Below are 13,078 nucleotides of genomic sequence, written 5' to 3' on the forward strand. Positions count from 1 at the left end.
AAAGAACTTGATGGGACTTATTATATTTTGCATAACTGTGTGCATTGTGTTTATGTTTGCTTATTATCAGAACCTGAGAAAAGAAATATATGTCCGGCAGGAATGGCTGGAAACCGTCCTGACCAGAGAAAAAAAGTGGATCCTTGAGAATCAGGGCCCTGAAGGCGAAATCTACATGAATGGAAGTAAAGCCGGAGATGTTAATCCATACTTTGCATGTGTGGCTGCACTGGGGCTTCTGGCAGAAACAAAGAATTGCCCCATGACTGAAACAGAGCAAAAAGCTGTTGGCAGGTATCTGGACTGGCATACTGGGGTTTTGCTGGAAACAGATGGAAAAATGGGAATCTACAGGAAAGAGGGTGGGGAACTTATTTATAAAGAAAAGGCTGATTCCGAAGATGGATATCTTGGTATGTACCTTTTTCTTATGGGAAAATATCTGGAAAAGACAGAAAGTACAGACCTGCCGGAATCCTGGAAAAATGGAATCAGCCTTGCATTAAAAAAGATTCAAAGCCTGATGCAGGATGGAATTACACAGGTTTCAGAAGAAAACACAACAGTTTATCTGATGGATAATCTGGAAGTGTGGAAAGGCCTGTACGAATTGGAACTTGCAGGACTGGAAGATACGCAGGCAATCAGTGAAATTCGTAAAAAGATACAGAAACAGATAGAAAAGATATTCTGGGATGATGCGAATCAAAGATGGAGAATTATCGGAAACAGTGATCGGTATCATCAGACAGAATTTTATCCGGATGGTGTTGCTCAGATTTATCCGCTGATTTATGAATTTCCGGTAAAAGAGAAGAAAAAGCAAAAGGTATTATATGATCAGTTTACGGAAAGGTTTCAGTGGCAGAAACTGAATAAAAAAAGAACTGGCTTTTTGTGGGCAATGACAGGAATGGCTGCTGCGCAGATGAGGGATATCAATAACCTTGTGGAATTAGTAGGAAATTATGAAACAGAATATTGTAAGGAACGAAAATATCCGCTATATACAGGCGAAGCAGGATGGATATGCATGGAATGCGAGAAATTGTATGGATTATATGAAAGAAAAATAAAAACAGCATATTTGCAATATGCAGTTTGCGGATGTTGATGAAGCCCAAAGAACCCGAATCTGATTGCAATCAAGTAAAACGCCGGTTGTGTGAATTTCTGAAAAAACGTGAGGAAGAATTAAGCTCCACGCATGAAAACCTCCAGTTTATTGCCGTGAACCAGGAAGGATACTATTATTCCGATGAGGGTCTGCAGGGCGTGTGGTACGGATCTAAAGATCTGCAGGATGCGGATATCAAAAGCTTTCTGACATTGGACTGGATCACCAATGAAAACCAGATGGTATTTGCCAGAAAACTGCAGAGCCAGCTGGTGGTCGACGGCAGTATCATCACACACTTTATTCTGATCCGTTCGATGGAGGAGATGGCACCGTATTTCAGAAGCAGTGCATTCAGCAACCAGAGCACGACGTATGTGGTGGACAGCAACGGAACGAAGATGTTCGAGGATACCGCTGTCGAGGAGCTGAGGATTCTGGCAGTAATTCTGCTTCTGATCCTGGCATCGGTTCTCTTTGTGACGAAATTCCGGAACAGCAGCCACCCGCTGGCAAAGAAAATCCCGATTCTTGCGATGACAGACAACGCATTTTCAGAAGATGTGCAGAATGCCTTCAATGCGGGCATGAACGCACACATAGTAAAACCGGTGGATATGAAGGTACTGATAAAAACAGTGCGGAATCTTCAGACGGGCGCCGGAGCGGCAGGAACTTTAAATTGAAAAAATCCGGCAGAGTGTTTATAATGGATGGGAAAAACAAAACAGAAAGGCAATGCCGTTATGCGTAAAATTACAGAATTAAAAGAAAAACAGGAGATTGCGCTTGGAATATTACTGTATCTGGATGAAGTCTGCCGGAAACATCACCTGATCTATTTTGCAGCAGATGGAACTCTGCTCGGGCTGATCCGGCATCAGGGGTTCATTCCGTGGGATGATGATGTGGATGTCTGGATGCCGAGAGCGGATTATGAAAAACTGGAACAGATTGTAAACAGCGAAACGGATACACCGTACCGCGTCATGAATTTTCATAATACAAAGGGTTTCACACTGGCATACGGAAAGCTGGTACACACCGGAACGAGTCTCGTGGAGCACGTGGCAGGAGCTGTGGATACCGGTCTTTTCGTCGACATTTTCCCGTTTGACGGACTGCCGGAAAAAGATACACCGGAGTACGACCGTCACTGGAAAAAGCTGCTGTTTCTGGAAAGCCAGCGGATGAATGCATTCCGCACCTACCGCCAGACCTTAAAAGGAAACAAAGGAGCTTCGCAAAATGGTGCAAATGGGCGATCCGGAAATGCTATGGAAAAGAGCGGATTCTGCGCGAGATGGAAAAAGAGTGCAGAAAGTACCGCGCGGAGGACTCAAAGTGGGTGGCCTGCCAGTGCGGCGGTTACCGCAAGTCGGACGCGATTCCCAAAACAGCGATCGAAGAGATCGTGCGCCTTCCGTTTGAAGGCCATCTGATCAATGCCCCGGCGGGATACGAGACGTATCTTCACACCCTGTACGGCGATTACCATCAGCTTCCGCCGGAGGATCAGCGTCATCCTGCGCATGTGGGAGATGCCTACTGGCGTTAGAACAGAGAAAAAAGCAGATGAGAGGTAAGCAATGAGTAAAATACTGGTGCTGGGACGTACCATGGACATGGGCGGAACGGAAGTTGCCATGGCAGCGCTGCTGCAGAAACTGGTGGAGAAAAAAGAAGATGTAACGCTTCTTCTGGTCGAAAAAAGAGGCGTTCTGCTGGAGCGGATTCCGAAGGAAGTGGAAGTGCGCCAGATGATCTGGAACAAAAAGCCGCATCCGGCTTTGGAACGGATTGTGGGAAAACGGGAGACACCGGCAGAACGGTCTTTCTATGCCAGAGGAATGGGCGTATTTCTGATGCGCGTCGTGTATGGAAAGAAACGGTATGGAAAACTGTATGAACGGATTCTGGAGTGTGTGGAGCCGGAAACAAAACAATATGATCTTGTTTTCGACTTTTTCGGATTCGGTGCGTTCACAACCGCATTCGGAGCCAGAAAGACGAATGCGCGGAAAAAAGCGGTCTGGTTCCACGGAGAAAATCTCTGGTGGCTGTTCCGGACCAGGGACTTTATTCCGGAGTATGATAAAATTTACTGCGTTTCCGAGCCTGTCCGGAAACAGGTCATTGCCCGTTTTCCGGAACTCGCGGACCGGACAGAGGTTCTGCTGAATTTCATTGACATCAAACAGGTGCAGAGACGGAGTGAGGAGCCGCTTAGCGATCCGCAGTACACAGGAGAGCTGAAATTTCTGACGGTGGGAAGAGCTTCGGAAGAAAAAGGATATGATATTGCGGTGCAGATTACGGCGGAGCTGAAAAAACGGGGACTTCGCTTCAAATGGTTCATCATCGGTGATGGAAGAGATCTGAACAAGCTGCGGACCATGGCAAAGGAATATCAGGTGGAGCAGGAAATTATTTTTCTCGGAATGCGCGAAAATCCTGCGCCGTACGTAAAATCCTGCGACCTGTATCTCCAGCCGTCCCGTCACGAAGGCTATCCGATTACGATTGTAGAGGCGAGAAGCCTGCAGAAGGTCATCATCGCTTCCGATATTCCGTCCATGCGCGAGCAGATCCGGGATGGGGAAAACGGATATCTCTGTCCGCTGGATGTGATGCAGTTTGCCGATAAAATCCAGAAAGTGCTGGCAGATCAGGAAGGACGCGATGCGGTCAGAAAGAAGCTGCGGGAGGAACCCATTGATTTTTCAGCGGGATATGCGCAGATAGAAGCGTTTGCAAAAAAATAAAAGAGAAACAGCAAGAAAAAACGCCAGAACCGGCGATAAGATATTTCCGGTTCCGGCGTTTCTTTAGTCTTGGCGTCCCTGCTTGCTCTGCTGCTTGTTTTCATACATATATTTATCTGCTTTGTCAAACAGCGTGCGGAGCGTACATTCGTTGTAATCGGTGGAAAGTGCCAAGCGGTGGGAATAGCTGATGCGGAACTGGGTTCCGTAGCCGTTGAACTGTTCGACTTCGTTCTGAAGCTCTGTGAGGATTTCTGTGATGCTTTCGCGGGTTGCATCATAGATGACCGCCATAAATTCATCGCCGCCGTATCTTCCTACGAAATGCTTCGTGGGAATCGAGTTTCGCAGCAGCCGGGCAAAGTTCAGAATCAGCTGGTCGCCGATGGAGTGGCCGAGGCTGTCGTTGACGCGTTTCAGGTTGTTCATGTCAAAGACGATACAGGCGGTAGGAGTTTTGATGAATTCCACATTGTGGAACAGCTCTTCGCACTTGCTCTTGTTCGGCAGTCCCGTGTGAAGGTCGATGTAGGCTTTCTGTTCCAGCTGGCGGTTGGCACGGGAAACTTTGACTGCGGCAACCGTTTCATCTGCCATCTGGAAATACGTCTCGCTCATGTCTACCAGATCCGCCGTTCCGTTTTCTCCGGATTTGACCTTCTGAATTTCATTTTTCAGTTTATCCCAGTAGGCAATCTGGACATCCAGTTTTTCTGATAATCCTTGTCGGAAAGACTCACGAGATCGTAGTGGCCGTCCTCGTATTTCAGTCCGCTTAAGATATCGTCCAGGTCTATCTCAAATCCTGAAAGATCCCAGACTTCAATACTCTTTTTTCCCTTCCTGAAGCTCCTTTTTCTCCCCTCGTCCCGCTGAAACATGCTTTCCGCATCCTGAAACAGAAGCCTTCTTTCATCTTTCAGACGGATTACCGTTTCTAAACCGCATTCTTTCAAAGTATTGATAAACGGGGCATTCAGGTACAGTGCATCCGCCACAATCACATCTGCGAAATGACCATGCCTTTTCTTTAAACGCCGGATGAGCCTTTTCGCTCCTGTCAGTCCCCATTCATCTTTTTCTGAACCATCTCTGGGTTTCAGCATTTCCTGCCCAAAGATCACATGCGGCGATTTTCCTACCGTCATACATACCACACTTCGATGAAAGTATTTTGTCTTCCCCGTTCCGTTCTTCCGGCTCAGGCAGTCTGGACAGGACTTTTTTGTACTGCTGAATAATTCCACCCCATCAATACCTGCCGCAACATATCCGTCTATGGTTCCTTCCCGAAATACGCGGTTGCGTTTCAGAACATCAATCGTCTGCGCGTGAATTTCCTCGATTTCTTTTGGATCAATCCGGGAAAGAAGATCCCTGACTGCATCAACTTTTGGGATTTTTCCACGGATACAGTTTTTCAGTCGTTTCTCCATGCTTTCCGGCGCTGAAAAAATGGTGTGAAAACTTTCATACTGAAGCATCAGGAAAATCAGCACTGGCATAACGATATTAAACAACGGGATGGATTTTCTTTTTCTTTCATCGGATAAACCCTTGATTTTTTGTGGAATTTTGTATACACTTTTCATATAAGTTAGCAGTTTCTTCAATGCTAATTTTTCATTAAGGACACCTTCTTTCGTATGTTTGTGGGGTAACATAATTATACAATAAAAGGTGTCCTTTTTGAGTGTTTATCTGGACTGCGGCACAGATGGCCCGGGCATTTGGTGCTAATTTTACAGCACTGTATGTGCAGACCGCGGAACCGGCAGAGAAAACGCCGGAGGATCAGGCAAGGCTGCAGAAGCATATCCGCCTGGCAGAACAGAGCGGGGCGGAGATTGTAACGACGCACAGCGAGGACATTGCCCTGCAGATTGCAGAATATGCGAGAATTTCCGAAGTAACGCGGATTGTCATTGGAAAAAGCATGATGGATCAGGGATTTTTTCGAAAGAGAAGGGGATGGACCGAACGGCTGACCGATCTGGTGCCGGATTTGGAAATCCATATCATTCCGGATTCCAATATCATTACCATATATCTGGTCGGCGTTATGATGACGTCCATTCTGACCAGTGGTTATACCTGCAGCGTAATCAGTTCTGTGATCAGTGTAGTGCTGTTTAACTACTTCCTGACAGAACCTTCTTTTCAATACCAGCCAGCTTCTGCAGAAGGCAGAGGATGCGTCGGAGATTTTTGATATTACAGCGACAAAGCTTGTAAAACTGCTGGGAAGGGATCTGACGGCCGCACCGGCAGGGGCACAGGAGAGCAGAATTGTCCGCGGAACACTTTACAGCGCGCAGACAGGAGGAAAGACGGAAAAAATCTTTGACCCAAGGGAACAGGAAATCATTCAGTGGGTTCTCGACAGCCGGAAAAGAGGAGAAAAATGTCTGGATCGTGGTGGAGGACAACGGCCCCGGGATTCCAAAAGAGTCCAGAGAGCATGTGTTTGAGATGTTCTATTCCGGGAAAAATAAAGTAAGCGACAGCCGCAGAAGCCTTGGCCTTGGACTGGCACTCTGCCGTTCGATTGTAAATGCGCACGGCGGGGAGATAGCACTTTATGACTGCGATCCACAGGGCTGCTGCTTTTGGTTTAACCTGCCGCTCAGTGAGGTGAATTTGAATGAATAAGACATTAATTCTGGTTGTGGAAGATGATACGCCGGTTCACAACCTGATTACTACGACGTTAAAAACACACGATTATAAGTATATTTCTGCAAAGAACGGTGCGGGTGCCATTATGGAGGCATCCACACATAATCCCGACATTGTTCTGCTCGACCTTGGCCTGCCGGATATTGATGGCGTAGAGGTGATTGAAAAGATTCGAAGCTGGTCGAATATGCCGATTATCGTAATCAGTGCAAGAAGTGAGGACAGCGATAAAATCGAGGCATTGGACGCAGGAGCGGATGATTATCTGACGAAACCGTTTTCTGTGGAGGAACTGCTGGCCCGCCTTCGAGTCACACAGCGCCGTCTGTCCCAGATGCAGGCAGAAAATGGAGTCCAGTCGGCTGTCTTTGAAAACGGCGCACTGCGGATCGAGTACGCAGCGGGGTGCGCATATCTTGACGGAGAGGAACTTCATCTGACACCAATCGAATACAAGCTGCTCTGCCTGCTGTCGCAGAATGCAGGGAAGGTGCTGACGCATACGTTTATCACACAGAAAATCTGGGGAAGCAGCTGGGAGAACGATATCGCTTCTCTCCGTGTTTTCATGGCGACGCTTCGGAAAAAGCTGGAAAAGAACGGAGAGCAGACGCAGTATATCCAGACGCATATCGGGGTTGGCTACCGGATGCTGAAGGTAGAGTAAAAGAAGAAAAAATTTGACTTTACAGGCCTAAAATGATAGCATAAAGGACAGAGAACGCAGTTTTGGGAGGACGAAAAAACGGATGATGAAAAACCTCGAAGTACTGGAGGAAATTAGAAAACAGGGAAAAAATCTGATCGAGACAAAACGGGATGAGTTTGTAAAGCAGAATCTTTTATCGGACGAGTTTATTCAGATGATGCAGAAGAACAAAAAGCCGTTCGAGCTTCTGATGTCGTATTATCAGTGCGCCATTATGGAAATCGAGACAAAGTTCCGGGTGCTGAATCAGGAATACTCGCTTTCCTATGACCAGAACCCGATCGAAGGAATCAAAACAAGGGTCAAATCGTATGAGAGCATTATGCGGAAAATCCGCGTGAAAGACATCCCGGTCACACTGGAGTCTATCGAGGAGAATATCCGCGATATCGCCGGTGTGCGCGTGATCTGTTCTTTTCCAAGCGATATTTATAAGCTGGCAGACAGTTTTCTGAAACAGGATGACATTACGCTGATTGAGCGGAAGGACTATATTCAGCATCCGAAGGAGAGCGGCTACCGCAGTCTTCATCTGATCGTTCAGGTGCCGATCTTTTTACAGGATACAAAGAAACTGGTTTACGTGGAAGTACAGTTCCGTACGATCGCGATGGATTTCTGGGCGAGTCTGGAGCACAAGATGCGCTACAAGAAAAATATTCCCGAAAATCATGTCAAATATCTGCAGGATGAACTCTACGACTGCGCAAGACAGAGCGCGGAGCTGGATAACCGTATGCAGAATATCCGGAATCTGATTGCAGAGGAAGCAGAAGAGGAAGAGCGCGATACGCTTGCAATGCTGCCGATGAAATAGAGAACGGATTTGGGAGTTGGAGAAAAAGAGCATAAAAATACGCCGCAGGTCTAGTGATCAGATCTGCGGCGTATTTTTGCTCATGCTTCTTTCGAATAATGAATATGCTGCAATTTCCATTTCTCGTCCTCTTTGACGGCGACCTGTGTCTCGAGTCCGCGGATGCCGTACGAAGTGCCATCCTCACGGCGGATGCATTCGGTGTGGTAAGAGAAAAGGATGAGAGCTGTGTTTTCGTTGATCAGACGCGGTTCAATTTTATCTGTGCGGAACAGGATGGAAAAATCAAGCGAAGGTTCATAAGCGGCTTGCGCGGCTCGATTCGGTTAAAAAATCAGCTCCTGTTCCCGAAAGAGCGAATCAACGGCCTCTTCATACTCGGCAAGGCGATTTGCTTTTTTGATCTTTTTCAGATACTTCTGGGGATTCGTAAACGATGTTCCGAGGTAAATCCACAGTGCCTTTAATTTAAACAGCACATTTTTATCCCCGGAAATAACGCGCGCATAGCCGGCACAGAGATCTTCGCAGAATGCGCGCAGCAGCTCCTTATCTGCCGGAGCTAAATTTTCACTGCTGGCAGGATCTGTACTGCGCAGCATCCCGATCAACCAGGGGTTCTGCAGCACCCCGCGGCCGAGCATGACCTTTTCCGTCAAGGGAAAATCATGGCAGAGCTTCTGAAAATCAGCGGTTGAGAAAAGATCCCCATTGTAGCACAGCGAGTGGCGGCTCGTCTCATATGCTGTCCGATAACACTCCATGCGCGGCGTATATTTGTAGAAATCTTTCTGAATCCGCGGATGAATAATCAGCTCTTCCAGCGGATATTTGTCATAAATCGCAAGCAGCGTCTCCCACTCATCGGTGTCGGTTGTGCCAAGTCTTGTCTTGATGGAGATCCGGCAGTCGCAGGACGAAAAGATTTCATCGAGAAATGCATCGAGTGTATGCGGCCACGCAAGCAGTCCGGAGCCGCGCCGCTTGGCGACAACCGTGCCGGACGGACAGCCAAGGTTCAGATTGACGGTATCGTAGCCGTACTCCTTCAGTTCTTTTGTCAGAGAAAGAAAGTCCTCCGCCTGGTTTGTGAGAATCTGCGGGAGCACCGTCATCCCTTCGTTATGCTCCGGGAGAATGTCATTGCGCTCGCGGGAGCTCATCTTTTTATTTGTAATAAATGGCGTGAAATAACGGTCAGCCGCCGGAAAATATTTGTGGTAGGCGCTCCGGTACACATATCCGGTCAGCCCTTCCATCGGGGCGAGATAAAATTGCATGATGATAAAATCCTTTCAAAAAAATCGGTTTTCCAATACGAAAAGTGTATCATAAAACTGCCGGAAGGGACAGAAAAAAATGAAAGTAAAATAATATCTACTAAACAAGTAAGAGGTTAAAAGAAGAAGCCGGTGCGACGTCTGTTTTACAATGTGTGATGAGATGTAGAAAAAATCCGATACAGAATCTTTTTTTGAGGGGTCCTCAAAGATTTCTGTACCGGATTTTTCTAATTCTGCATATGGATCTGCTCGCCCGTCACCGGCGCAAAGCAGCGAAGCGTTTCGCCATCGAGATTCTCGCGGTGCATATCAACCGCAGAAATCTGATGATTGTCATACGTCGTATAATAGTAAATTCCCTGCGTCGCATTGCAGCAGGAAGTATAGAGCGTGATCTCATACTTTCCGTCCGCCACCTCACAGCATCCTCTCTGCTGGTCAACAGAATTTAAAATATGGAAAAACTGGCTGACACTCTCCGTTTCGCTGTTTCCCGAGATCGAGTTCTGCTTTACAAACGCCACGCGTGCAAAGCGGGAAGCAGAAGAGAGGTCGCCCGGCAGTCCGAGGCCACCCATGCCGCGGCTGTACGTAGAAAGATCGAGCTGGTTGGAAAATGTGTTGGCCGGCTGTTTCGGTGACAGATGCAGGTAATTGTTCAGTGAGAACATCTGCATTGGAAACGGCGGATTGTTTGTCAGAACGCCGACCGGATTGTCGTAGACATGCAGACCGTCCGCCGTGGATTCCACGGTGATGGCACCCGATGCATCTGCGATGATCCAGTGAAGCTGTGCGAGCGGAAGATTCTTTTTAAAAGGTGTGCTGATGAGATTGATACGGGAGAGGGATTCTTTTGCTTCCGCAAGCGAAGCACATGTACCGAGAATCCACGGGATCAGCTCGAACTGCGCGATATTGTCTTTCTCCGGTTTCGGATCGAAATAAACGGCATTTCCTACAAAATTAAGGCCGGCGATACCAAGCCCTTTTTCATTGAACGCCTCATAATAGAGCGGGTAATCATCCATCACACACGCCATGCCGATCATTGCATAGTGATGGGAAAGGGACGGCATATGAAGAAAGGAAAACGGGTAATTGCGAGGTGTAACGGTGATCTGGTCGCCATAGGAAAATTCATAATCGAGTGTGCGGCCCATATAAAAGTCGCGTGTTTGATAGGTTGCTGCTGTACACATAGAAAAACTCCTTTCGATGGATGATTTGTCATTGCTATAAGGTATCATAGCACAGAAGCGGAGGAACGAACAGGAGAAAAATATGAAAAAAGTATAAAAAAGGATCCTTCAGAGTGGAGACAAAACCCTGCTTTTGCAGGGTTTGCTATGGATGTTTTTTGAGGGATGATTGCTCAGATACGCTCCGGGTCGCTGACTGGTACCTGTTTCGAAGCAGCAGATCAGACATAGATGCTGTGATTTGAAATGATGCTGCAGAAAGAGGTGGAATTACGCAAGATGCTTCCGGAAGTGTTCTATGACAGCAACGGATTCTGCACTGACAGGTTTCGGAACAGCGGACGGTTTTGCAAGAAAATAGCCCTGCAGGAGATCAACATCCAGTTCCAGTACCTTCAAAAGTTCAGCTGGAGTTTCCAGACCCTCGGCAATGATTTTCATGCCTCTTTGATGTGCATAGGAAACAATATTTTCTACGATCTGCTGCTTGTCCGGATCGGAGTCGATATCGCGGATGATGGAAAGATCCAGCTTGATATACGCCGGTGCAAGCTCCAGAAGCGTTTTTTCATTGCTGTAGCCGCTGCCGTAGTCATCCAGGGCAAATACACCGGAAAATCCCGGCATCTCACGTTTTTTCAACAGAGCTGTAAGATCCTGTGAATCCTCCTCTGTGATCTCGATGACAATCCGATCCTGAAGAAAGCTGTATTGTTCGACGTAAGCCACTGACTCATCGTGATTCATGTATTGGCTTGCAATCGAATTGACAAAGAGAAGCTCATCACCGCGTATCTGATGGGTGGAGAGGAATGTGGCATAGGATTTTGCAGAGAGAAACATAGTCAGACGTTCTATTTCATGCAGGCACTCTTCCTCGTGAGCCAGCTGCAGGATCTGATCCGGACGAGTAAGTGCCGGGAGATTTCCGCGCATCAGTGCCTCGTAGGCGTAGATACTGCCGTCCGCAGCGGAAACAATTGGCTGGAAGTAATACGTAAACAGCTCTTCATTCAACATTTTATGGAACAGGCGGCGCATCTCGGTTTCCTTTGCGTTTTTTGTAAAAAGCTCCAGATCGAATTCGGTAATGTACCCTTTTTCTGCTTTCTTTACCTGGTACATTGCGAAATCCGCATATTTTTTCAGCGCAGACAGATCTGTACTGTTTTCCGGATACCAGGAAACTCCGCCGGAAAGGCGAAGGGGCAGTTTACGACCACTTGGCAGCTCCAGGGCTGTATTTGAAACCGCAAGGGAAAGATTCTGCAGAAGTGCTCGAATTTCTTCCTGCGATTGGTAGCCGTAGAACAGAAGATTAAATTCATCGCCGGAAATACGGGCACAGAGCGTTTTAGCCGGCACAGAGGAGATAAAACACTGTCCTGCCTGCCGGATATAGGCATCGCCCCAGTCGTGGCCGAAGGTGTCGTTGGTGCGTTTTAGATTGTCAAGGTCGATCATCAGAAGGGCAGCGTGACCGAGAACTTCCGAATGCTCAAAAAGAGCTTCACTTTCCCGCTGAAACGCGCGTCGATTGTAGAGACCGGTCAATGCATCGTAATCACGCTCGTGCTCTATGCGCTGCCGTTCCAGCATAACGGAGGTAAAATCTTCGACAAGTCCGATCTGCGCATAGCCCTCGCGGGAGGTCTCCATACGGATGTAGCGGATTGTTCCGTCAGAAAATGAAATTTCATACACCTTAGAATGCCCGACCCATACGGTATGAGAATGTGTCTGGTCAAATTCACGCAGCATCTGCTGGAAATACCGGGTGGAAAGCCCGGAGACATCTTCAGATGGAAGGTTGAGCATGGGAAAAAAGTTCTTTGTGACATAGACCGTGTTGAGATCAAAACGCATCTCATAGCCACCCAGTTCAATACTTGCCATTTCCATGATACGCAGGAATTTTGTGGAGGTTGTCAGAATAATGTGGATACTGCCGTCATCGGAAAAGTCACCTTCTTCCAGGTAATTGGGAAGATAGGCAGCCTTTTCTTTCTCTGTAAGATAAGGGGAAAGATCAACGACCTGTCCCATCTGCTCAAGCGTATAGGCGGTATCGGCGTAGGCGGAAAAAATATTTGGCATGGCAAGGGCACCAATCCTTCCTTTGGCGGCATCGAGAACATTTTTTCCCAGGTCATTGATGCTGCCCTGACTGGAGGCTTCGACCGTAATATGCTCTTTTTTTCCGATCGTTGTATTGAATTCCTCAACAAGACGTTCAAAGGAAGCTAACTGATCTCCGTTGTAATACGTCCATACGGTCAGCGTAACGGGTTTGTCGGAGGCGCGGCATCCGCCAAGAAGCGATACAGCGAGAACAGAACTCAAAAGAAAGGTTGTGACTTGATTTGAAAGAATTATAACATAAAGGAACAGGAGCCGCAATCGAAATTAAGCCGTGGAACAGAAAAGTTGTTACAGTTCACTGGTTCCCAGCGAACCGTAACATTCGCAGCCCTCATTTAAAGTTTTGCTTCGCAAAAGGAGGGCT

12 protein-coding genes and 1 pseudogene are annotated in these 13,078 nt (G+C 47.4%); 8 read left to right on the top strand and 5 right to left on the bottom strand.

Going from position 1 to position 13,078, the window contains the following annotated elements:
- The first annotated feature begins 175 nt into the window (after window positions 1-175).
- The 4 genes and pseudogenes from DWZ60_RS07255 (at window position 176) to DWZ60_RS07270 (ending at window position 3,882) form a co-directional block, all read left to right on the top strand.
- Window positions 176-1,114: a hypothetical protein gene (locus tag DWZ60_RS07255; protein WP_147397732.1), complete on the top strand. Its 939-nt coding sequence runs from the start codon at window positions 176-178 to the stop codon at window positions 1,112-1,114.
- The gene (locus DWZ60_RS19505) at window positions 1,114-1,803 is read left to right on the top strand and encodes a response regulator (protein ID WP_158576342.1); all 690 of its coding nucleotides are present in this window, start codon (window positions 1,114-1,116) and stop codon (window positions 1,801-1,803) included. Before DWZ60_RS07255 ends, DWZ60_RS19505 begins: the two co-directional genes overlap by 1 nt.
- Before the next feature lie 60 nt (window positions 1,804-1,863).
- Window positions 1,864-2,675 (top strand): annotated as a pseudogene (locus DWZ60_RS19510) (LicD family protein).
- Between the two features lie 31 nt (window positions 2,676-2,706).
- The gene (locus DWZ60_RS07270) at window positions 2,707-3,882 is read left to right on the top strand and encodes a glycosyltransferase (RefSeq protein WP_117760761.1); all 1,176 of its coding nucleotides are present in this window, start codon (window positions 2,707-2,709) and stop codon (window positions 3,880-3,882) included.
- 63 nt (window positions 3,883-3,945) lie between these two features.
- Here DWZ60_RS07270 and DWZ60_RS07275 read toward each other — a convergent pair whose 3' ends face one another.
- Together DWZ60_RS07275 and DWZ60_RS07280 are read right to left on the bottom strand one after the other, a co-directional pair.
- Window positions 3,946-4,500, bottom strand: a complete 555-nt coding sequence (locus DWZ60_RS07275) for a GGDEF domain-containing protein (protein ID WP_119221439.1) — start codon at window positions 4,498-4,500, stop codon at window positions 3,946-3,948.
- 56 nt (window positions 4,501-4,556) lie between these two features.
- Window positions 4,557-5,318, bottom strand: coding sequence for a transposase (locus tag DWZ60_RS07280; RefSeq protein ID WP_243038245.1), 762 nt, complete (start codon window positions 5,316-5,318; stop codon window positions 4,557-4,559).
- Between the two features lie 257 nt (window positions 5,319-5,575).
- Between DWZ60_RS07280 and DWZ60_RS07285 the strand changes: the two genes are divergently transcribed.
- The 4 genes from DWZ60_RS07285 to DWZ60_RS07300 all read left to right on the top strand — a co-directional run bounded on the left by DWZ60_RS07285 (window position 5,576) and on the right by DWZ60_RS07300 (window position 8,087).
- Window positions 5,576-6,094, top strand: coding sequence for a DUF4118 domain-containing protein (locus tag DWZ60_RS07285; protein ID WP_119221440.1), 519 nt, complete (start codon window positions 5,576-5,578; stop codon window positions 6,092-6,094).
- Between the two features lie 131 nt (window positions 6,095-6,225).
- The gene (locus DWZ60_RS07290; protein ID WP_243038246.1) at window positions 6,226-6,534 is read left to right on the top strand and encodes a sensor histidine kinase; all 309 of its coding nucleotides are present in this window, start codon (window positions 6,226-6,228) and stop codon (window positions 6,532-6,534) included.
- On the top strand, window positions 6,527-7,228 hold the full coding sequence (locus DWZ60_RS07295) for a response regulator (protein WP_022461465.1): 702 nt from the start codon (window positions 6,527-6,529) through the stop codon (window positions 7,226-7,228). The genes DWZ60_RS07290 and DWZ60_RS07295 overlap by 8 nt, the downstream gene beginning before the upstream one ends.
- A gap of 82 nt (window positions 7,229-7,310) precedes the next feature.
- On the top strand, window positions 7,311-8,087 hold the full coding sequence (locus DWZ60_RS07300; RefSeq protein WP_119221442.1) for a GTP pyrophosphokinase: 777 nt from the start codon (window positions 7,311-7,313) through the stop codon (window positions 8,085-8,087).
- A 326-nt stretch (window positions 8,088-8,413) separates the two neighbouring features.
- On the opposite strand, the gene DWZ60_RS07305 is transcribed toward DWZ60_RS07300, so the two are convergent.
- From DWZ60_RS07305 to DWZ60_RS07315, 3 genes are all read right to left on the bottom strand, one after another.
- Entirely contained in the window at window positions 8,414-9,367 is a 954-nt protein-coding gene (locus tag DWZ60_RS07305; RefSeq protein ID WP_117760769.1) for a tRNA dihydrouridine synthase, read from the bottom strand.
- A 230-nt stretch (window positions 9,368-9,597) separates the two neighbouring features.
- Window positions 9,598-10,572 carry a choloylglycine hydrolase gene (gene bsh / locus DWZ60_RS07310; RefSeq protein ID WP_055219508.1) on the bottom strand — a complete coding sequence of 325 codons (975 nt, stop codon included), beginning with the start codon at window positions 10,570-10,572 and terminating at the stop codon, window positions 9,598-9,600.
- Between the two features lie 270 nt (window positions 10,573-10,842).
- On the bottom strand, window positions 10,843-12,915 hold the full coding sequence (locus DWZ60_RS07315; RefSeq protein WP_119221443.1) for an EAL domain-containing protein: 2,073 nt from the start codon (window positions 12,913-12,915) through the stop codon (window positions 10,843-10,845).
- Window positions 12,916-13,078: the final 163 nt, after the last annotated feature.

This window comes from Blautia sp. AF34-10, assembly GCF_003477865.1.
Taxonomy (GTDB): domain Bacteria; phylum Bacillota; class Clostridia; order Lachnospirales; family Lachnospiraceae; genus Fusicatenibacter; species Fusicatenibacter saccharivorans.